Below are 19,251 nucleotides of genomic sequence, written 5' to 3'. Positions count from 1 at the left end.
ATCAGTTAAATTCGCCGTCCGATTCGAACTGGGCGCGGTGGAACGGCGCCAGTTCTGAAATCTCGCAGATGCCGCCAGAGCGCGTGACGCGCAGCGCTTCTTTGACTCCGCCCTTGAGGTGCTCATAGACCACGCGGGTCACGCGCGGATGTCCCGGTGTTTCCTGGCCCGCGCGGGCGGTGTAGCCAACCCAGAAGTTGCTGTCGAAGGACGCAACGGGCGCAAGGAAGTTGAACGAGACGTTCATCGCGTTGCGGCGGCAGACCATGGTCGAAACCCCGGTTTCATGCGGCAGCATGAAGCCCCGGAATTCGCGGTCCTTCTTTGAGGCGGGAAGACCCTGTTGCTGCATCGCCTGACGCGCTTCAAAGCCCTTCATGAAGGTGTGGCCGTCCTGGCGGTAAACAAAGGCCAGACCCTGCACAAATCGCGTGCGCTGCATAAAGCTGCGGCGGGAATAGCGATAAAAGCCTGACGGAAACTGGTTTTCGGTCACCACCGCCTTGGTTGCCCCGATGAAGTCTGCAATCTCGGGGTGGGTCAGAAGGCTGGGTGAGGTCGAGTTGATCTGCTCGACCGGTTCCAGAAGAATGCGGGCATCGACGCCGAAAAAGCTGCACATGCGGTGCAGAACGTCGGGGCGCGGGAAACTTTCGCCAGCAAGGTAGCGGTTGAACTGGGTTCGGTTGATTCCAAGCTCACGGCACAACTGAGAAATGGACTGCGCACCTTGTGCAAGTTGGCGCAGGTTCGCACCAAGCATGCTGCGAAGTTCGGCAGGGTTCGGGGATTTTCTTCGGTCCTCGGGTCCGTTTGGCATCGATAATTGTCTTTCGCGCGTTTCAGTCTCTTCCGTCATGGTGACCTCCTACACAAACCGAGTCCGGGTCAAGTAAAAAATGCCTCTCATAAGCGCCATGTCTGTCGCTATATAGCGTCACGATACCCAAGTCGCGACACAAAATCCACGAGAATGTCGCGGGGAAAGAAATTCTGAAAGTTGCAGGAATGTAAGACACTACAAGAAAGGCAAAAAAGGTATCGAAATGGCTGATAGGCAAATGTTCGGCGTGGTGCTTTGGTCCGACGACACCGACAAAAAGGCAGTGATCTGGTGCGAGGATCATGGGAACCTCGCATATTATACGCATAACGAGGCGTCGGATGGCACAGGACTATCCCTTGATGCCGGTGATTTGATCCAGTTTGACGTCAGTGAGGTGCGCCACATGCGGCTTGCACGCAATCTGCGCCTGATCGGACAAGAACAGTTCCCCACACTGGCACAGCGGCTCACAGGGGCTGTGACAGCATCGGCCGCACTACAGGGCGCCAGCAACAGCAATGTCATCGATGCGAGGATGCGTTTGCGCGCCTAAGCGTCAGATTTGAACCTTGCCAACGAAACAGGCCGCCCCGAAGGGCGGCCTTGTTGTTCTTAGCGCCAGGGATGTGGATCAAGCGCCGCGCGACAGGGCGGCCACGCCGGTGCGGGCCACTTCGACCAGACCCAGCGGGCGCATCAGATCGGCGAATGCGTCGATTTTGTCGGGTGTGCCGGTGATCTGGAACACAAAGCTTTCCAGCGTGCTGTCCACCACATGGGCGCGGAAGATATCGGCAAGGCGCAGCGCCTCTACGCGCTTGTCGCCGTTTCCGGCCACTTTCAGCAGCGCCAGTTCCCGTTCAACTGAACTGCCCTCAACCGTCAGGTCGTGCACTTCATGCACAGGCACGATGCGGCCAAGCTGGGCTTTGATCTGTTCGATCACCTGCGGAGTGCCGCGCGTGACGATGGTGATGCGGCTTAGGTGGCCCTGATGGTCCACCTCGGCCACGGTCAGGCTTTCGATGTTGTAGCCACGGCCCGAAAACAGGCCAATCACACGGGCCAGAACGCCTGCTTCGTTGTCGACCAGCACCGCAATGGTGTGGGTTTCTTCGTGATCCGAGAAGGTCGGGCGTAGATTATAGGCCGAGTGCTTGGTCGAGCCTTTTTTGATGTGTAGCGGAGACATGGTGGCCTCTTCTGACTGAAATATCCTATGGGATCCGGGGAGCAGTCGGCCCCCCGGCAGATGTCACGCGCGCAAAGCTCAGACCAGAACCGCGCCGGATTTTCCGATCGCGTCCTTGGTCGAGGCTTCGCCCAGAAGCATCTTGTTGTGCGGCTCGCCCGACGGGATCATCGGGAAGCAGTTTTCGTGCTTTTCAACAACGCAGTCAAAGATCACCGGACCGTCGTAGTTGATCATTTCCATGATCGCATCGTCCAGATCTGCCGGGTTGTCGCAATAAATGCCTTTGGCCCCAAAGGCTTCGGCGAGCTTCACGAAGTCGGGCAGGGCCTCGGACCACGAATGCGAATAGCGTTCGCCATGCAGCAGTTCCTGCCACTGGCGCACCATGCCCAGACGTTCGTTGTTCAGGATGAACTGCTTGACCGGCAGGCGGTACTGAACCGCGGTGCCCATTTCCTGCATGTTCATCAGCCACGAGGCTTCACCCGCCACGTTGATCACGAGGCTTTCGGGATGAGCGATCTGCACACCGATTGACGCAGGCGTGCCGTAGCCCATGGTCCCAAGCCCGCCCGAGGTCATCCAGCGGTTCGGATCTTCAAAGCCAAGGTATTGCGCGGCCCACATCTGGTGCTGGCCCACCTCGGTGCAGATATAGCGGTCGTGGCTCTTGGTCAGCTCTTCCAGACGCGACAGGGCGTATTGCGGGCGTATGGTCGGGCCTTCCTGCTTGAACTTCAGGCAGTCGACCTTCTTCCACTTCTCGATCTGGGTCCACCACTTGGACAGGCCTTCGCTATTGACCTTACGGCCGCGGGCTTTCCAGACCTTCAGGATGTCTTCCAGAACATGGCCAACGTCGCCGATGATCGGCATATCCACGCGGATCACCTTGTTGATCGAGCTGGGGTCGATGTCGATATGGGCCTTGCGCGACTTGGGGCTGAACGCGTCGATGCGGCCGGTGATCCGGTCGTCAAAACGCGCGCCGACGTTGATCATCAGATCGCAGCCGTGCATTGCCAGGTTGGCCTCATACAGACCGTGCATGCCCAGCATGCCAAGCCAGCCCTTGCCTGACGCCGGATAAGCGCCAAGGCCCATCAGGGTCGAGGTGATGGGGAAGCCGGTCGCATCGACCAGTTCGCGCAGCAACTGGCTGGCCCCCGGTCCAGAGTTGATGACGCCGCCGCCGGTGTAGAACACCGGACGTTCCGCCTTTTCAATGGCTTCGACCAATTCGGTGATCGTTTCCATATCGCCTTTGACCTGCGGCTGGTAATGGCCGGTCGGTGTCTTGGCGGGGGGCGTGTAGGTGCCGCTGGCAAACTGCACGTCCTTGGGAATGTCGATCAGAACGGGGCCGGGGCGGCCCGAGGTCGCCACGTGGAAAGCCTCATGGATCTTGGCCGACAGTTTGTCGGTGTCTTTCACCAGCCAGTTGTGCTTGGTGCAGGGGCGCGTGATGCCAACGGTGTCGGCCTCTTGGAACGCGTCCGAGCCGATCATGAAGGTCGGCACCTGTCCGGTCAGAACAACAATCGGAATCGAATCGAGCAGCGCATCGGTCAGGCCGGTCACGGCATTGGTCGCGCCGGGGCCCGAGGTCACAAGGCAAACGCCGGGCTTGCCGGTCGAGCGGGCATAGCCTTCGGCGGCGTGAACCGCGCCTTGTTCGTGCCGAACCAGGATGTGCTTGATCCCGTTCTGCTGAAAGATTTCGTCATAAATAGGTAGTACAGCCCCGCCAGGGTAGCCGAATACCGTGTCCACACCCTGATCCTTCAGGGCTTGAACCACCATTTTCGCTCCGGTCATCTGACGTGTCATCGCTTTTACTCCACTTACGACGTCATTGTTCAGCAATAAAAAAGCCCCCGAGGATCAGTCGGGGGCGCATGGGGAACCGTTATGGTGTCCGTTACCGGCCCATGCGCCTGTATCCTACGATTACGACTAGCGTATTCATCTGAAGGCTCCTTCATTCGTGGGGGGACATTATGGGCCACTTGCAGGGGCGTCAACCGCCAAAGGGACGATTGCATTGCCAATTGGCGCATTTTTCTTTGCATTTATTGCGCCGGAATGTCGCATCTGGGAAATTTTCGGAAATATGCGGCGGTTTGAGAGGTCTAAAATTCCCGATCGTTGCCAAAATTCGAACAAATGCCGCCGGTATTGTTAGATTGATCGAAAGAACTGGCGACAACGGGGCAAACATGGCGCAGCGTAAATCAGAGGTGGCAGGGACATTCTTTCCCGGTGACAAGGATGGCTTGGCCAAATCCGTGGATGATCTGCTGACACATAGCGGCGCGTTGCGCAGCTATCTGCCCGCCGCGCCGATTGCGGTGATTTCGCCCCATGCAGGCTATCAGTTTAGCGGGGCGCTGACGGCGGCGTCATGGAACATGACCGCACGGTGCCGCCCGGACCGGATCGCCATTCTGTCGCCGTCGCATCGCGTGGCCTTTCGCGGGATTGCCGTGCCGCAGGATCATCGCGCTGTGTCCTTGCCGGGAATGCGTGTGCGGTTGGACACCATCGGGGCCGAACGGCTCTGCCAAGATGGGCATGCTGTGGCCTATGAGGCCGCCTTTGCCCGCGAACATGGGATCGACACGCAATTGCCCTTTGCCGATGTGCTGCACCCGTCGGTTCGGGTGCTGCCGCTGGTGATTGGTGACGCCGCGCCCCATCAAGTCGCCGCGATGATTGACGCGGTTGCCGCGATGGAGGGCGAGACGCTGTTCGTACTGTCCAGCGACCTGAGCCATTTTCTGACCCAAGATCAAGCGTTGGCCAAAGACCGCGCCACTTGCGGCAAGATTGAACTGGGGATGTGGGACAAGCTGACGGGCGAGGACGCCTGCGGGTGTCGGGCAATCGCTGGCTTTCTGGCGTCCCGTGCCGGAGCAGGGGCGCGGGTGCTGCGCATGGCCCGCACCACATCCTTTGCCGCAACGCAAGATGCTTCGCGCGTGGTGGGCTATGGCAGTTGGGGCTTGTTCCCGGCGGCGGCGGATGTCTTGCCGGGCGATCTGCGCCATGTGCTGACCGATGTGGCCCGCAAGGCGCTGAAATCCCGGCTGACGCGCGGCACCATGCCCGAGGTGCGGGTTGATAGCTTTGCCGTGCCGCTGCGCACGGTGATGGCCAGCTTTGTGACGCTGGAACTGGATGGGCGGCTGCGCGGCTGTATTGGGTCAATGCAGGCACACCGGGCGCTTGTTCAGGATGTCATTATCAATGCGGTCAAAGCTGGCTTTGAGGATCCGCGCTTTGCCCCGATCACGGCGGCTGAACTGGGCCGCGTGGTCATTAAGGTGTCGGTCCTGACGCGGCCCGCACCTTTGCAGTTCGAGAATGAGGCGGGCTTGCTGGCGCAGATGGTGCCGGGGGAAACCGGGTTGATCCTGCAAGACGGGGCGCGGCGCGGCACCTTCCTGCCGTCTGTCTGGTCCAGCTTGCAAACGCCCAAGGCCTTCCTTGCGCAGCTTAAGCGCAAGGCGGGACTGCCCGAGGATCACTGGTCCGACACTGTGAAGGCCTTTGCCTACCGCGCTGAATACTTTGGGGAAGTTGAGGGCGCGCCCGCTTGAACCCCTCGCGCACGGGGATGTGAATTGCCTGTGTTCGAAACCTTTGGCACATCTTGGGTGCAATCCAAAAGCGGAGTGTCCCCATGTTGACCAAATCGTCGATCAGAGCCTTTTCCACGACCCGCGCCGCATTGCTGGTGGGGTTGGTGATTGCGTCTCAGGTGTTGATCCATGGCACCAGCACCGGGGCCCGCGTGGCCGAACACGGCGTTGCGCCTGCTATATACAATGTCGTGGATGAGGGCGATTGCCCGGTCGTGGCCTTGGGGGATGCAATCCAGCGGATCTGTGCCCGCAGCCTGTCGCCCACCGATCTTTGATTACAGATCGACGCCGGTTCCCTGAAGAACCCCATGTTCCAGCGCATAGCGGGTCAGGCCCGCTGTGCTGCTGATGCCCAGCTTGCGCTTGATGTTCTTGCGGTGGGTCTCGACCGTCCGCACCGAGATATCCAGCGCTTGCGCCACTTCCTTGTTTGACTTGCCCTGCGCCAGTTGCAGCAGGATTGTCTGTTCGCGGTTGGTCAGTTGTTCGCGGCCATCGCCTTGGGGGGCCAAAGCGCCCTCGGCTCCGGTGCAAAGATAACGTTCGCCCCGCATCACACAGTCTATGGCTTCTTTGATTTCCTCGGTCGGCACGTCCTTGAGCACATATCCCCGCGCGCCATGGCTGAGGGCGGTGGTGATATATTCGGGGCTGTCATGCATGGACAGGACCAGAATGCGGGTGTCGGGCCGCTTTTCCAAAATGATCTCGGTCGCGGAAAGGCCGCTGACGCCGGGCATATTCAGATCCATCAAGATCACATCGGGCGACAGGGTGCTGATCTGGTCGATCACCTGTTTGCCATCCGACAGCGTGGCGATGACTTCGATGTCATCATAGCTTTCAAGAATGGCTTCGATCCCTTCGGCGACCATAGGGTGATCGTCAACAACAACAACGCGGGTTCGGTGTGTCATGGCATCGCCTTTCTTTGGTCGCCGCTGCCCGGTTCAGGGGGCAGAAGGTGGGTGAGTGGCACCTGCGCTTCGATCAAGGTGCCGTCTTTGGTGGACAGGATGCGCAGCATACCGCCCAATTGATCCATCCGTTCCTGCATGTTTCGCAGGCCAATGCCCGAGCTGGGCCTGTCGCCGCGCGTTTGACTGATGCCGCAGCCATTGTCACTGATCCGCAAGGTCGCACCACGGGTGTGCCCGCGCAAGTCAATCGCGACGCGCGTCGCCCCTGCGTGGCGTTCGATATTGGTCAGCGCCTCTTGGGCGATACGATATAGCGCAATTTTGCTGTCCTGATCCAGACGGTTGCGGAACACCACCGTGCTGAACTCCGACTCGATGCCGGTGCGCTGACGGAAATCATCGGTCAGCGCTTTCAGGGCAGGGCCAAGGCCAAGGTCGTCCAGCACGCCGGGACGCAGATCGCGGCTGATGCGGCGCACCTCTTGGATGGCGCGGCTCAGATGGTCGATCCCTTTGTCCAGAGTATCGCCCGCCCGGTCATCGTTCTGGGCAATCCGCCTGCGAGAGATATCCAGCGCGTATTTCACCCCCACCAGGATCTGGCTGATCCCGTCGTGCAATTCGCGGGCAACCCGGCCGCGCTCTTCTTCTTGGGCGTCGAACACGCGTTGTGTCAGCTGTTTCAGCTTGGCATCGGCCAAGCGCCGTTCGCGGATGTTCAGGAAGATCCCGGTCAGGAAGACCAACAGAAGCGCAACAAAGGTGATCGCGCCAATATAAAAGAAAGTGCGTTGAACCCGCGCCTCAACCTCGGCGCGGGCGGCGGCGACGGATTTGACTACATCGTCAATAAACAGACCTGTGCCCACGGCCCATTGCCACGAAGGAAATGAGGTCACATAGGTGATCATCCGCGCCTCCTCACCGGTGGAGGGCTTGGGCCACAGATGTTCGACATAGCCCGCACCCTGCCGCGCGGTTTCGATGAATTCGCGGACGACGGGCGTGCCTTCGCTATCGGTCAGATCAATCCAGTTGCCGTTGATGAAATCTGTCTGACGGGGGCTGACCAGATTCGTTCCGTCATAGTCATAGACCCAGAAATAGCCTTCCTCGCCGTAGATCATCGCGGCGAGGATCTGCATGACCTGACGTTTCGCCTCTTCGTCGTCGGGCGGGGCACTGCCATAAATGAAGTAGAATCCGTTCCGCGCTTGCGTGACGTAATTGCGCAATTCGCGCTTTTTCGCTTCGATCAGTTGGGTTTCCAGCGACAGCATTTCGCGTTCGGCCAGTTCGCGCGATTGCAAGGCCACAATGATCGCAATCCCAGTCACCGCCAAGATTAGCGGGACCGTGGCAAGCAGAAACAACTTCTGCCCATAGGTCAGGGAAAGGCGGGAAAAGAGCGCGCGCATGGCTTTATCTAAGCAGGAATCAGCAAAACGTGGAAGCCATGTGACCAGCAAATTGGTCAAGTAAAATGCTGCTTTGCGGCGAACCTTTGCTGCCTTGCGGCGGAAAAATACGCACCACTACGTAGCATTGGGTATTTTTTTTGGCCAATTCCGTCGCTACGGTTGGCCCACTGAAACGATCCGCGTGCATTGCTGGTATGCGTTGTGCGCAACACTCAATAAACGGGAGGAAACCAATGGATCGTCGTTCTTTTCTGAAAACCTCTGCTCTGGGCGGCACCGCAGCTGCGGCAACCACTCTGGCCGCGCCGGCCTACGCACAGGGCAAGCGTACACTGACCATGGTCACGTCGTGGCCGCGCGGCTTTGCCGTTCTGGATGATGCCGCCACCTACCTGGAAAACTTTGTTTCGGAACTGTCCGATGGCTCGCTGACCATCGAGAAAAAAGCTCCGGGCGAACTGGTGGGCGCTCTGGAAGTGTTCGACGCCGTTTCGTCGGGCCAAGCAGACATGTACCACTCGGCTGACTATTACTTCATCGGTCAGCATCCGGGTTACGCCTATTTCACCGCTGTTCCGTTCGGCGGCACCGCGCAGGAAGTCACCAACTGGTACCACCACGGCGGCGGCGAAGAGCTGCATGACGAACTGGGCCAGATCTTCAACATGAAGGGCCTGCTGGCCGGTAACTCGGGCTCGCAGTCCGGTGGTTGGTTCCGCAAGGAAATCAACTCGGCTGACGACTTCAACGGTCTGAAGTTCCGTATGCCGGGTCTGGGCGGCAAGGTTCTGGGCAAGCTGGGTGCTTCGGTTCAGAACATTCCGGGCGGCGAACTGTATCAGGCGCTGTCGTCGGGTGCTCTGGACGGTCTGGAGTGGGTTGGCCCGATGGCTGACGAACGCGCCGGCTTCCAGGAAGTTGCGAAAGTCTACTACACCGCCGGTTTCCACGAGCCGGGCTCGGCACTGGCTGCCAACGTGAACCTGGACGTGTGGAACGAACTGTCGGACCACCACAAAGCGGTTCTGCGTTATGCCTCGATGGCTGTGACCCACTACCAGCTGGCCGAAACGCTGGCAAACAACGGTGCCGCACTTGCCCGTCTGCAGGCACAGGGCGTGAAAACCCTGCAGTTCTCGGACGACGTGTGGGATGCCTTCGGTCGCGCATCGGCAGAAGTCATGGACGAAAACATGGGCGACGAACTGTTCGCGAAAATCCGCGGCTCGTTCGAGACCTCGCTGGCCAACTCGGCAAGCTGGATCAACAAGTCGGACGGTTTCTACGTTCAGCAGCGCGTACGCGTTCTGGGCCAGTAATCCGACCGGATGTGAATATGGAAAGGCCCTTGCTGCGCAGGGGCCTTTTCTGAACTTCGAACCACCAAAACCGATCCCGAACGGGACAGACGGGGGGTAACATGGAAGAAGAGAGCGCAGTAGGCCTGATGGGGGCCTTGGGCGCAATAGGTGACGGGATTGTCTGGTTCCTCCAGAATATCGTCATGGCGTTCTACAACTTTGGCTATGCGGTGTCGCATCCGTCGCTTTGGCTGGACTGGAGCGATAAGCAAGCCATCATGCGGTTCGTGTACTATGGCGGATCGGTGGAATTCTTCTTTGTGGTCTTCACCGCGTTCCTTGTGGTCACGGCGATTGGCTTTTGGAAGAACGGCTTTATGTGGGGCTGTGTGCGCGTGCTGGAAGGCATCGCCAACACGCTGGGCCGCGTGTTCTGCTGGGCTGGCCTTTTGATGGTGCTGCAACAGGTGGTCATCGTCTTTATGCAGCGGATCTTTACCCGGCCTGACATTTCGTTCGGCTTTGGTATCCCGCTGCAATTCGATATCTCCTGGTGGGCCGAAGAACTTAAGCTATACAACGCGTTGATCGTTGCGCTTTGCCTGACCTACACATTCGTGCAGGGCGGCCATGTGCGCGTTGACCTGGTCTATGCGGCGGTGAAATACCGCACGAAAAAGGCCATCGACATGTTCGGCAGCTTGTTCTTCATGATCCCGATGGCCACGCTGATCTGGATGTATTCGTGGTACTTCCTGTGGCGCCACCTGATCGTGCCCAAGCCTTCTGCCTCGGATGAGCTGGACCGTCTTTTGATGAAAGCCCGCGCGCTGCGCTGGAACGTCGAAACCATCGGTTTCAGCCCGAACGGCTTCACCGCCTATTTCCTCTTCAAGATCCTGCTGGTGGTCATGTGTGGCCTGATCTTCCTGCAAGCGGTCGCGTTCTTCTACCGCTCGTACCTTGAGTGGAAAGAGGGCGAAGAGAGCGAAGGCAAGTATCTCGATAAAGACGTGCTCGAGGCTGGTGAAGAAGCCTACGACCACGCTGAATTCTAAGGGACGGACGCATCATGTTGTTTGGACTAGACGGCGTCGAACTCGGCCTTGTCATCGTATTCGTCACGCTTTTTAGCGCGATCTTGTCCGGCTTCCCGGTGGCCTTTGCCATCGGCGGCGCCGGTGTCATCTCATTCGGCATCATTGCCGCGCTCGACAGCGCGGGGCTGCTGATTCACCAAGCCATCGACACCTCGTCGGCGGAATATGTGGCGCTGGTGAACACCGGCGTCAGCGATAAACTGATTTCGGTCTTTACCTACCCGGACCTTCCGCGAGAGGCGCATCATGTGTTCGAACGCGGCTGGGAAGTGGCGCTTGACCGGAACGTTTCCTTCATCGTTAACCGGATCAACGAACGCGTTCTGGCCGGTCAGTCGATTGAAACCCTGCTGGCGGTTCTGATGTTCGTTCTGATGGGCATCGTTCTGGAACGTTCGAAAATCGCGAACGACCTGCTGACCACCATGGCGCGCGTCTTTGGCCCGCTTCCGGGCGGTCTGGCCGTGTCGATCGTGGTTGTGGGCGCGTTCCTTGCCGCTTCGACCGGTATCGTTGGCGCGACCGTGGTCACCATGGGCCTGCTGGCCCTGCCGACCATGCTGCGCAACAACTATTCGCCGGAATTGGCGACGGGTGTGATTGCGGCGTCGGGCACGCTTGGCCAGATCATTCCGCCGTCCATCGTGATCGTTCTGCTGGGCACTCTGGCGGGCGACCTTTATTCGGCAGCGCAGGAAGCACGGGCGCAGGCGGCGGGTTGTACCGACGCGCTGACCTATCTGGGCGAACCTGCGGTCGTGTCGGTTGGCACGCTGTTCCAGGCGGCGCTGCTGCCTGGGATCCTGCTGGCGGGCCTCTATGCGGCCTATGCCTTTGGCTTTGCCATGCTGAACCCGTCCAAGGCACCTGCCGTGGCAATGGGCGAAAGCAACGGCGAGCCGATCACCCGTAACGAAGGTCTGACCTGGTTCCTTGCGGTTCCTGTGGTTCTGATCTTTGGCACGGTGGCCCTGTCGCAGGTCAACTTCGTCGGCTCGCAATCGGTGCGCGTTGACAGCTTCTCGGATATTGGTGAGGCAGCCAGCCTGCGGACCAATGTGGACGCGCAGTGTCAGTCGGCGATGATCGACCTGCATGGCCAAGAGGCATGGGACGCGGCAATTGCCCAACAGGCCGATATCGACGCATCCGGCGGTGCCAAGGAATCGGTTCGCCTGACCCCCGAAGAGATCGAGGCAGCCCGCGCACAGAAAGTGGCAGATGCCGCGCCTCTGGGCACTGGTCTGACCATCATGGCCATCATGTTCGGTCTGACGCTGGCCTTCGCACGCGGCGTGTCGCCGTCGTCCGATCCGCGCCCGCTGATGATTGGTGCAGGCGGTATCGTGCTGGGTCTGCTGGTCGATGCGTTCCTTCTTGGGCCTTTGACCTCGCCGTCGACGACCGTGGTGCTGATGTTGGTTCCGTGGCTGATCACGCTTTGGGCTTGTAAGGTGGCCGCTGGCCGTCTGGCCCAGAACGAACTGATCCGCGTGGTCTTTCCGCCGCTGGTTCTGATCGTGGCTGTGCTTGGCTCGATCCTTGGTGGTATCACCAACCCGACGCCCGCTGCGGCGCTTGGTGCGGCTGGTGCGATCATGCTGGCAGCGTACCGTAAGCTGAAAGAAGAAGGCGGCACCGGCAAGATCATCATCTGGTCGACCTTTGCCGTGCTGATCATGATCCTTGTGGGCATCAACTTTGACCTGCGGATCAACCAGAGCGGCGTCAGCGCCGAAAGCTGGATCTTCTTCTTCATCGCATACGGGGCCTATCTGGTTGCCGGGTTTGGCCTTCTCTATAGCTGCTGGGTTCTGTTCCGAACCAAGGTACTGACCCCAGCGGTCCGCGAGACGGCGAAAGTGACCAGCATGGTTTTCACCATCCTTGTGGCCTCGCAGCTGCTGAACCTGGTGGTGATTTCCTTCGGCGGCGAAGAGTATATTCAGGACTTCCTGCGTAGCTTCGAACGCCCGGAAACGGCCTTCATCATCGTGATGATCATCCTGTTTATCCTGGGCTTCGTGCTCGACTTCCTGGAGATTATCTACATCGTGGTGCCGATTGTGGGCCCGGTGATCTATGGGGCGCATTTCGATCCGAAATGGGTGACCATCATGATCGCGGTGAACCTGCAAACCTCGTTCCTGACACCACCGTTCGGCTTTGCGCTGTTCTATCTGCGCGGCGTTGCCCCGAAAGAAGTGACCACTGGCCACATCTATCGCGGCGTCATCCCGTTCGTGCTGATCCAGGTGTTCGGTCTGGCGTTGCTATGGGCCTTCCCGGGCATCGTGACCATCGTACCGGACCTGATGCCGTAACGGCCCAGAGTTAGGTAAGACATCGAAAGGGCCGCCCAATCGGGTGGCCCTTTTACTTTGGCGCGGGTTCTGTGGCTGGGGCAAAAGAAAACCGGCCACTTGGGCCGGTTCGATCTGCGGGAATTTCCGGCGACTAGCCTTCGACGCGGCGCGTGTCGGGCAGGGCGATATTGGCCACCTGTTCGGCAATCGGATCGGTGGACAGCGGGTGCGTGTCCGCCTCATAGGCCGAATGGTGCTGCATAGGTTGCCAATGCCCGTGGCGATACAGTTCCAGCCCCGTGAAGGTGGCCTTGTAGCCCATCTTCTGCGATCCCGGCACCCAATAGCCCAGATAGACATACGGCAGCCCCGCTTCGCGCGCGATGTCGATGTGATCGAGGATCATCCATGTGCCGAGGCTGTTTTTCTGAAGCTCTGGTTCGTAGAACGAATAGACCATCGATACCCCATCATCGAGGACATCGGTCAGACAGACCGCCGTCAGCCCCGTGTGGTGCGGGTCGGAATATTCGACAACTCGGGTGCGGATCGGGCTTTCTTCGATCATCGCGGCGTATTCGAACACATCCATATCGGCCATGCCGCCGTCGGCATGCCTTGCGTCCAGATAGCGGCGGAACAAATCGAACTGATCTTCGGTCGCCCAAGGGCTGGAAACCCGGCGGCGCAGATGCGCATTGCGGCGCATGGTCTTGCGCTGGCTTTTGGTTGGCTCGAACTTTGCAACGTTGATCCGCGCAGACAAACAGGCGGCGCAATCCGTGCAGGACGGCCGGTAGAGCACATTCTGCGATCGGCGGAACCCTTGCTTGGACAGCCCGTCGTTCATCTTTTGGGCCGCGTCGCCTTGCAGCGCGGTGAACAGCTTCCGTTCCATCCGGCCCTCAAGGTAAGGGCAGGGTTGCGGAGCCGTCACATAAAACTGCGGCGCAAGAGGTACAGAATGGCGCATCGTTGTTCCGTCGTCGTCTTGTTCGTGCGGCGCCCAAATGGGCACCGTGCCGGGCGAGTGCCCGAAGCTTGATGAATATACATGGCTGATCTTGTTAACGGCATGAATTGGATGTGCTTAACCTGCATCCATGCCTCAACAACAGCCCCTTGGAAAAATCTGAAAAGAAACGGGATCCATTTCAAGGGCAATCTTTAGCAGAAGTGCGGATTTCGTGATCAAATGGCGGAAAACGGCCCGTGAGAGATGCAGTTGCGCCAACAATGACACGGCCCGCCGCCAATTGTCTTGGCGCGGGCCGGGAATGCCTAAGGTTGTGATATCGCTTAGCTGCGACGATTTATCATCACCGTTCCAAGGGCCAAATCGCTCAGACCTTGGCCGCGGTCGCCAATGCCCATCAGAACCATCGACACCAGTTGCACCGGGAAGATCGAAATCGACAGGGTGTAGCCTGCGGTGTGCATGAAGGCCTGCGCGCCATCCAAGCGTTCGCCATAAGCGTTGCGCAGTTCGATCGACATCATGCGCATACCCCACGTGGCAGACCCCGAGGCAATGGTCAGCGTGCGATAGAAAAAGCCGACAATAAGGAACAAGAAGGGCAGAAAAAACAGGCCCACAAAAGCGGTCAGCACAACGACGGGAACCACCAATAGCATGATCAGAATCGTGTCGATCAGCCATGCCAAGGCGCGTTTCATCGGAACGTCGCGATAAAATTCGGGCTGGGCCGCAGGGTCAGGCAAATGCGAGATGTCGGAATACATTGAAAGCTCCGGGGTTGAAGGGCGCGGCCCGCGGATCGGGCCGTGCCATGGTGTGCGATTAGGCGTTTTCGCGTGCGTCTTCTTCGTCGTCACGCGCGGCCTGTGCGGTCTTGGCGCGGTCGTCCATGAACTGGTCGAACTCGGCCTTGTCTTTGGCAGCACGCAGGCGCTCAAGGAAGGCTTCGAACTGTTCTTGTTCGTCCATCAGGCGGCGCAGGGTATCGGCCTTATAGGCGTCAAATGCGGTGTTGCCCGAGGGTTTCATGGCGTGGAAGCCCTGAAAGTTTTGGAAGTGCGAAGCGGCGCCGCGACCGCGGCAGGATTTCGAGAACATGCGTTTGCTCCAGATCATGTAGAACAGAAGGGCGAGGCCGACAGGCCAGAAAAAGACGAAGCCAAGAACCATGGCCGCAATCCAGGCACCTTTGCCCTTGCTGTCGAGCCATGCCTCGCTCCGGGAAAACCAGCCAGAGTTGGCGGGCAGCGGGGTGGAAGAAGCGGCGGTTGTCATGTGTGTCTCCGTTGTTTCGGTGTGTATGTGAATGCGTTTCACATTACAGGAGATCGGGATGACAGGGCCGGGTTTCAAGGTTGCATGTGAATGTTTATTACATTTATTTTTTATCTGGTTTTATTTCAGCGGGTTACGCGGTTCATTTTTTGGATTTTATTCGATGAAATCGGCCTGAACGGCCCCGGCCAAACCCGGCAAATCGGCTGGATTCAACCCTACAAGGTGTCGCGGGGTGCCTGCGGCGGCGTAAACTACGTCAAATTCCATCAGGCGCGGGTCCAGCCATGCGCGGATGGGGTTTACGTGGCCCACTGGCGACACGCCGCCAATGGCAAAGCCCGTCTGCGACCGGATCAGCGCCGCATCGGCTTTGCCCAAAGCCTCGCCCGCAAGGGCGGCCGCCTTATCAGCGCAGACCCGGTTGCCGCCTGCGGTGACGAACAGAACAGCCTCACCCGAGGCTTCACCGCGAAAAATGATCGACTTTGCGATCTGGTCAATGTGGCAGGCCATGGTATCGGCGGCCTCTTGCGCGGTGCGGGCCTGACCGGCTTCGACGATTTCGGCGGTGATGCCTGCATCATGTAATGCGGCGCGGACGCGTTTCAGGCTCTTGCTCATGGGGTGTCCTTTTCTAGCCCAACATCGCCAGCACTTTGCGCAGTGTATTGACGTTGCGCGCGGTCCCGGCCTCGGCGGCGGGCAGGCGCAGTTTCGACCGGCCCATCCCATCGGGGTATTGCACGACAATCGCGCGGGGGGCCAAGGCGATGGATTCGGTGGTTTGATGACGCGGCGCGGCGATGTCGGCCTTTGTGGGTTCATCGTCGAGCAGGCTGACGGCCACCTTTGACGGTTCAGCATCGGCAAAGGGCAGGGCGTTTAGCAAGGTGTTCAGGTCTTGCGCCGTTCGCACAAAGACCGGCACAGGCCTTCCGGCGTAGTCGGCCAACCGCGCCTCTAGCGTAGTTTTGACCTCGGCCTCAGGCAGGTCCGAGCCGAAGACCACATTGCCGCTGGTGATATAGGTGCGCGGATCGTCAAAGCCCGCATCGCTGCACATCTGGCGCAGGTCGGCCATCGGCAGTTTGCCGGTGCCGCCCACGTTAACGGCGCGAAGGAAGGCTGCGTATTGGGTCATGGGTGATTGGTAACGCGGGTGGAAAATCCGCGCAAATGGTTGATCCATCGCATTGCCATTTTTCACCGTCCATGACCAAGCTGCGCCTATGACACTCGAGAATAACCTGACCCGATTGCCGCGCCCTTATGACCCCGCTTTGGGGATGGATGTTCTGTCCGCAGTGCCTTGGGCCTCTGGCCCCTTGGCTGAACTTTTGGCTGGCACAGCCGGGTGCAGCCCCTATCTGGGCGGCCTGATCCGTCGAGAGGCGGATTGGCTGGAAGGCGCGGTTCAGGATGCCGAAGGTGCGGTTGCGGCGGTGCTGGCCGATTTGGGCGAGGTTGGCCCTGATGCGCTTGCCAGCGCTTTGCGCCAGGCAAAGCGGCGCGTTGCCTTGATGGCGGGTCTGGCCGATCTGGGCGGCGCTTGGACGCTGGAACAGGTCACAGGCGCGTTGACGGATCTGGCCGACCGGGCTTGTGATCTGGCGCTGAAGGCCGCGTTGGCCCATGAAATCCGGCGTGGCAAACTGCCCGGCGCGACCGAGGACAGCTTGCAAGATGCGGGCGGCATGGCGGTTTTTGCGATGGGCAAAATGGGTGCGCGAGAGCTGAACTATAGCTCGGACATCGACCTGATCTGCCTGTTCGACGAAAGCCGCTATGACCCGTCGGACTATCACGAAGCGCGGTCTGCCTTCGTGCGGGCAACGCGGAAAATGTCGTCTACGCTCAATGATTTGACGGGCGAAGGCTATGTGTTTCGTACCGATCTTCGGCTGCGTCCTGACCCGTCGGTCACACCCGTCTGTATGGCGATGGAAGCGGCCGAACGCTATTACGAAAGCCTTGGGCGTACTTGGGAACGGGCCGCTTGGATCAAGGCGCGGCCTTGCGCCGGGGATCTGGTCGCGGGTGCGGCTTTCCAGAAAACGCTGCGCCCCTTCGTGTGGCGGCGGCACCTCGATTTCGCGGCGATTGACGACGCGCATAATATGCGTCTGGCCTACCGCGAACATAAGGGCGTTGGCGGGCCGATCACGCTGACTGGTCACAATATGAAGCTGGGGCGCGGCGGTATCCGCGAGATCGAGTTCTTCACTCAGACCCGCCAGTTGATTGCGGGCGGGCGTGATGCCGATTTGCGGGTGCGCGGCACGGTAGACGGGCTGGCGCAACTTGCGGGCAAGGGCTGGATCCCGCAGGAGGTGGCGGAGGTTCTGACTGACCGCTATCGCCAGCACCGCGAGGTTGAGCACCGTCTGCAAATGGTGGCCGATGCTCAGACCCATAGCCTGCCGGAAACCCCGGATGGGTTTGACCGCCTGGCCGCGATGATGGGCACCGATGCCGACAGCTTGCGCAGCGATCTGCGGCAACGCCTGTCGGAAGTGCATGATCTGACTGAAGATTTCTTTGCACCGGGCCAGAGCCCAACCACCGACGCCGAGCCGCCGGAAGTGGCCAAGATCACATCACGTTGGAAAACCTACCCGGCGCTGCGGTCGGAACGCGCGGTTGAGATCTTCAAACGCCTGCGCCCTGAGATCATGACGCGCATGGCCGAGGCTTCGCGCCCGGATGAGGCGCTTTTGGCGTTTGACGGGTTCCTAGAGGGGCTGCCCGCCGGGGTTCAGTTGTTTTCGCTGTTTGAGGCGAACCCGCAACTTGTTGATTTGCTGATTGATATCGTCTCGGTCTCGCCCGATCTGGGGCGCTATTTGGCGCGCAATTCGGGCGTCTTTGATGCGGTGATCGGCGGGGATTTCTTTAGCGATTGGCCGGGGCTGACGACTTTGGTTGCCGAATTGACGGTGCGGCTTGGGGCCGAGGCCGATTATGAACGGAAATTGGATGCGGCGCGGCGCTGGGGCAAGGAATGGCATTTCCGCATTGGTGTGCATTTGCTGCGCGGGCTGATCGACGCCGGGGAGGCTGGGCGGCAGTATGCAGATCTGGCCGAGGCGTCGCTGCGCGGCTTGCTGCCGGTGGTCGAGGCGCAGTTCGCCGAGCGTCACGGGCCAGTGCCGGGGCGCGGCGCGATTGTGCTGGGCATGGGCTCGCTTGGGGCGGGGCGTCTGCATCCGCGGTCAGATCTGGATGTGATCGTCATCTATGACCCGGCCGGGGTCGAGATGTCAGACGGTCGCCGCCCGCTGAACGTGCGCACTTATTACGCCCGGCTGACACAGGCCTTGGTGACAGCGGTGACTGCGCCCATGGCCGAAGGGCGGCTCTATGAGCTGGACATGCGTCTGCGCCCGTCGGGCAATCAGGGGCCAGTGGCGGTGTCCATAGACAGCTTCCGCAACTATCAGGCCAATGAGGCATGGCTGTGGGAACATCTGGCGCTGACCCGTGCACGGGTTGTGGCGGGGCCGGATGACTTGGGCGCGACGGTCGATCAGATCCGGCAGGAAATTCTTTCGACCCCGCGCGACGCCGCGCCGGTTCTGGCCGAGGTTGCCACCATGCGCAGCCGCATCGCGGCGGCCAAGGGGCAGGGCGATGCCTGGGATCCCAAGCTGGGGCGCGGGCGGTTGCAGGATATCGAACTGGTCACCCAAGCGGGCGCTTTGATCGCAGGTCAGCCGCACCGCGATGTGGCGGGGGCGTTGGCGGCGGCGGTGGCTTGCGGGTGGATGTCTGGCGCTCAGGCCGATCACCTGCGTGCAACCTATGATTTGTGCTGGGGCTTGCAGACGGGATCGCGGCTGATCAGCGCCAACATGATCGCACCGGATGCGCTTGGGGCCGGTGGCGCCGGGTTTTTGACGCGTATGACGGCCAGCACCGGGCTTGACGGGCTACAGGCAAGGCTGTCAGAGATGTCTGCAAAAGCAACATCCATGATAGATGAATTGGTAGGGCAAGACGATGCCGACGAAGGGCGACCCACAGACTGATCCCAAGGCCTTGATCCAAGAGGCCTATCAAATCGACGGTATCACCGAAGGGGAATGCCGGTCGATCTTTATGGATTGGGCGCTGTCGGTGCCGATGGGCGCAAATACCAATGATCTGATCGAAACGCTGCTGGCCCGCTATGCCGATGCGGGCGACCATCCGATGACCAAGGTGTTGCGGGAAGGTTTGGTGCAGGCGGATCGGCCTGCGCGCCGGGGCGGGTGGCGCGGACGCCGTCAAAGCTAAGGC

Annotated in this window: 18 protein-coding genes; 8 read left to right on the top strand and 10 right to left on the bottom strand. The window is 59.9% G+C overall.

Translation table 11 applies throughout. The annotated features are described in order from the left end of the window. Position 1: 1 nt before the first annotated feature. Positions 2-859 carry a helix-turn-helix domain-containing protein gene (locus tag PRI8871_RS12490; protein WP_245897859.1) on the bottom strand — a complete coding sequence of 286 codons (858 nt, stop codon included), beginning with the start codon at positions 857-859 and terminating at the stop codon, positions 2-4. Positions 860-1,046: 187 nt separating this feature from the next. On the opposite strand from PRI8871_RS12490, the gene PRI8871_RS12485 reads away from it, so the two are divergent. Beyond that, a complete protein-coding gene (locus PRI8871_RS12485; protein ID WP_146188683.1) occupies positions 1,047-1,379 on the top strand; it encodes a hypothetical protein in 333 nt (110 codons plus the stop codon). A gap of 78 nt (positions 1,380-1,457) precedes the next feature. Here PRI8871_RS12485 and ilvN read toward each other — a convergent pair whose 3' ends face one another. Together ilvN and PRI8871_RS12475 are read right to left on the bottom strand one after the other, a co-directional pair. After that, positions 1,458-2,018 (bottom strand): acetolactate synthase small subunit, encoded by a 561-nt coding sequence (gene ilvN / locus PRI8871_RS12480; RefSeq protein ID WP_108886567.1) that lies wholly within the window; start codon positions 2,016-2,018, stop codon positions 1,458-1,460. 78 nt (positions 2,019-2,096) lie between these two features. Continuing rightward, positions 2,097-3,851 (bottom strand): acetolactate synthase 3 large subunit, encoded by a 1,755-nt coding sequence (locus tag PRI8871_RS12475; RefSeq protein ID WP_108886566.1) that lies wholly within the window; start codon positions 3,849-3,851, stop codon positions 2,097-2,099. Between the two features lie 356 nt (positions 3,852-4,207). Between PRI8871_RS12475 and amrA the strand changes: the two genes are divergently transcribed. Continuing rightward, on the top strand, positions 4,208-5,623 hold the full coding sequence (gene amrA, locus PRI8871_RS12470; RefSeq protein ID WP_181389460.1) for an AmmeMemoRadiSam system protein A: 1,416 nt from the start codon (positions 4,208-4,210) through the stop codon (positions 5,621-5,623). Positions 5,624-5,706: 83 nt separating this feature from the next. Then, complete coding sequence (locus tag PRI8871_RS12465) at positions 5,707-5,943, top strand: hypothetical protein (protein ID WP_108886564.1); 237 nt, start codon at positions 5,707-5,709, stop codon at positions 5,941-5,943. On the opposite strand, the gene PRI8871_RS12460 is transcribed toward PRI8871_RS12465, so the two are convergent. Together PRI8871_RS12460 and PRI8871_RS12455 are read right to left on the bottom strand one after the other, a co-directional pair. Continuing rightward, positions 5,944-6,585: a response regulator transcription factor gene (locus tag PRI8871_RS12460; RefSeq protein ID WP_108886563.1), complete on the bottom strand. Its 642-nt coding sequence runs from the start codon at positions 6,583-6,585 to the stop codon at positions 5,944-5,946. After that, a complete protein-coding gene (locus tag PRI8871_RS12455; protein ID WP_108886562.1) occupies positions 6,582-8,006 on the bottom strand; it encodes a cache domain-containing protein in 1,425 nt (474 codons plus the stop codon). The genes PRI8871_RS12460 and PRI8871_RS12455 overlap by 4 nt, the downstream gene beginning before the upstream one ends. Positions 8,007-8,242: 236 nt before the next feature. Here PRI8871_RS12455 and PRI8871_RS12450 point away from each other — a divergent pair, with 236 nt between their 5' ends. From PRI8871_RS12450 to PRI8871_RS12440, 3 genes are all read left to right on the top strand, one after another. Beyond that, positions 8,243-9,328, top strand: a complete 1,086-nt coding sequence (locus tag PRI8871_RS12450) for a TRAP transporter substrate-binding protein (protein ID WP_108886561.1) — start codon at positions 8,243-8,245, stop codon at positions 9,326-9,328. A gap of 101 nt (positions 9,329-9,429) precedes the next feature. Next, complete coding sequence (locus tag PRI8871_RS12445; protein ID WP_108886560.1) at positions 9,430-10,368, top strand: TRAP transporter small permease subunit; 939 nt, start codon at positions 9,430-9,432, stop codon at positions 10,366-10,368. Between the two features lie 14 nt (positions 10,369-10,382). Further along, complete coding sequence (locus PRI8871_RS12440) at positions 10,383-12,734, top strand: TRAP transporter large permease (protein WP_108886559.1); 2,352 nt, start codon at positions 10,383-10,385, stop codon at positions 12,732-12,734. A 133-nt stretch (positions 12,735-12,867) separates the two neighbouring features. Here the strand turns inward: PRI8871_RS12440 and PRI8871_RS12435 are convergent, their stop codons facing one another. The 5 genes from PRI8871_RS12435 to PRI8871_RS12415 form a co-directional block, all read right to left on the bottom strand. After that, positions 12,868-13,689 carry an arginyltransferase gene (locus PRI8871_RS12435; protein ID WP_108886558.1) on the bottom strand — a complete coding sequence of 274 codons (822 nt, stop codon included), beginning with the start codon at positions 13,687-13,689 and terminating at the stop codon, positions 12,868-12,870. A 326-nt stretch (positions 13,690-14,015) separates the two neighbouring features. Beyond that, positions 14,016-14,459, bottom strand: a complete 444-nt coding sequence (locus PRI8871_RS12430) for an RDD family protein (protein ID WP_245897858.1) — start codon at positions 14,457-14,459, stop codon at positions 14,016-14,018. Positions 14,460-14,517: 58 nt separating this feature from the next. Then, a complete protein-coding gene (locus PRI8871_RS12425; protein WP_108886557.1) occupies positions 14,518-14,970 on the bottom strand; it encodes a DUF2852 domain-containing protein in 453 nt (150 codons plus the stop codon). A 156-nt stretch (positions 14,971-15,126) separates the two neighbouring features. Continuing rightward, on the bottom strand, positions 15,127-15,594 hold the full coding sequence (locus PRI8871_RS12420) for a YbaK/EbsC family protein (protein WP_108886556.1): 468 nt from the start codon (positions 15,592-15,594) through the stop codon (positions 15,127-15,129). 13 nt (positions 15,595-15,607) lie between these two features. Then, positions 15,608-16,114: a DUF1697 domain-containing protein gene (locus tag PRI8871_RS12415; protein WP_108886793.1), complete on the bottom strand. Its 507-nt coding sequence runs from the start codon at positions 16,112-16,114 to the stop codon at positions 15,608-15,610. 88 nt (positions 16,115-16,202) lie between these two features. Between PRI8871_RS12415 and glnE the strand changes: the two genes are divergently transcribed. After that, a complete protein-coding gene (gene glnE / locus PRI8871_RS12410; RefSeq protein WP_108886555.1) occupies positions 16,203-19,001 on the top strand; it encodes a bifunctional [glutamate--ammonia ligase]-adenylyl-L-tyrosine phosphorylase/[glutamate--ammonia-ligase] adenylyltransferase in 2,799 nt (932 codons plus the stop codon). Then, positions 18,973-19,248 (top strand): hypothetical protein, encoded by a 276-nt coding sequence (locus PRI8871_RS12405; protein WP_108886554.1) that lies wholly within the window; start codon positions 18,973-18,975, stop codon positions 19,246-19,248. Before glnE ends, PRI8871_RS12405 begins: the two co-directional genes overlap by 29 nt. Positions 19,249-19,251: the final 3 nt, after the last annotated feature.

Origin of the sequence: Pseudoprimorskyibacter insulae (assembly GCF_900302505.1) — a bacterium.
Lineage (GTDB): Bacteria > Pseudomonadota > Alphaproteobacteria > Rhodobacterales > Rhodobacteraceae > Pseudoprimorskyibacter > Pseudoprimorskyibacter insulae.
This window is presented reverse-complemented; position numbering and strand designations above follow the sequence as displayed.

Coding starts and splice junctions, on each gene's coding strand:
- PRI8871_RS12450 (WP_108886561.1), top strand. CDS start 8,243: ATGGATCGTCGTTCTTTTCTGAAAACCTCTGCTCTGGGCGGCACCGCA.
- PRI8871_RS12455 (WP_108886562.1), bottom strand. CDS start 8,006: ATGCGCGCGCTCTTTTCCCGCCTTTCCCTGACCTATGGGCAGAAGTTG.
- PRI8871_RS12445 (WP_108886560.1), top strand. CDS start 9,430: ATGGAAGAAGAGAGCGCAGTAGGCCTGATGGGGGCCTTGGGCGCAATA.
- PRI8871_RS12475 (WP_108886566.1), bottom strand. CDS start 3,851: ATGACACGTCAGATGACCGGAGCGAAAATGGTGGTTCAAGCCCTGAAG.
- PRI8871_RS12485 (WP_146188683.1), top strand. CDS start 1,047: ATGGCTGATAGGCAAATGTTCGGCGTGGTGCTTTGGTCCGACGACACC.
- PRI8871_RS12440 (WP_108886559.1), top strand. CDS start 10,383: ATGTTGTTTGGACTAGACGGCGTCGAACTCGGCCTTGTCATCGTATTC.
- PRI8871_RS12430 (WP_245897858.1), bottom strand. CDS start 14,459: ATGTATTCCGACATCTCGCATTTGCCTGACCCTGCGGCCCAGCCCGAA.
- PRI8871_RS12415 (WP_108886793.1), bottom strand. CDS start 16,114: ATGACCCAATACGCAGCCTTCCTTCGCGCCGTTAACGTGGGCGGCACC.
- PRI8871_RS12425 (WP_108886557.1), bottom strand. CDS start 14,970: ATGACAACCGCCGCTTCTTCCACCCCGCTGCCCGCCAACTCTGGCTGG.
- PRI8871_RS12420 (WP_108886556.1), bottom strand. CDS start 15,594: ATGAGCAAGAGCCTGAAACGCGTCCGCGCCGCATTACATGATGCAGGC.
- PRI8871_RS12465 (WP_108886564.1), top strand. CDS start 5,707: ATGTTGACCAAATCGTCGATCAGAGCCTTTTCCACGACCCGCGCCGCA.
- glnE (WP_108886555.1), top strand. CDS start 16,203: ATGACACTCGAGAATAACCTGACCCGATTGCCGCGCCCTTATGACCCC.
- ilvN (WP_108886567.1), bottom strand. CDS start 2,018: ATGTCTCCGCTACACATCAAAAAAGGCTCGACCAAGCACTCGGCCTAT.
- PRI8871_RS12435 (WP_108886558.1), bottom strand. CDS start 13,689: ATGCGCCATTCTGTACCTCTTGCGCCGCAGTTTTATGTGACGGCTCCG.
- PRI8871_RS12405 (WP_108886554.1), top strand. CDS start 18,973: ATGCCGACGAAGGGCGACCCACAGACTGATCCCAAGGCCTTGATCCAA.
- PRI8871_RS12460 (WP_108886563.1), bottom strand. CDS start 6,585: ATGACACACCGAACCCGCGTTGTTGTTGTTGACGATCACCCTATGGTC.
- PRI8871_RS12490 (WP_245897859.1), bottom strand. CDS start 859: ATGACGGAAGAGACTGAAACGCGCGAAAGACAATTATCGATGCCAAAC.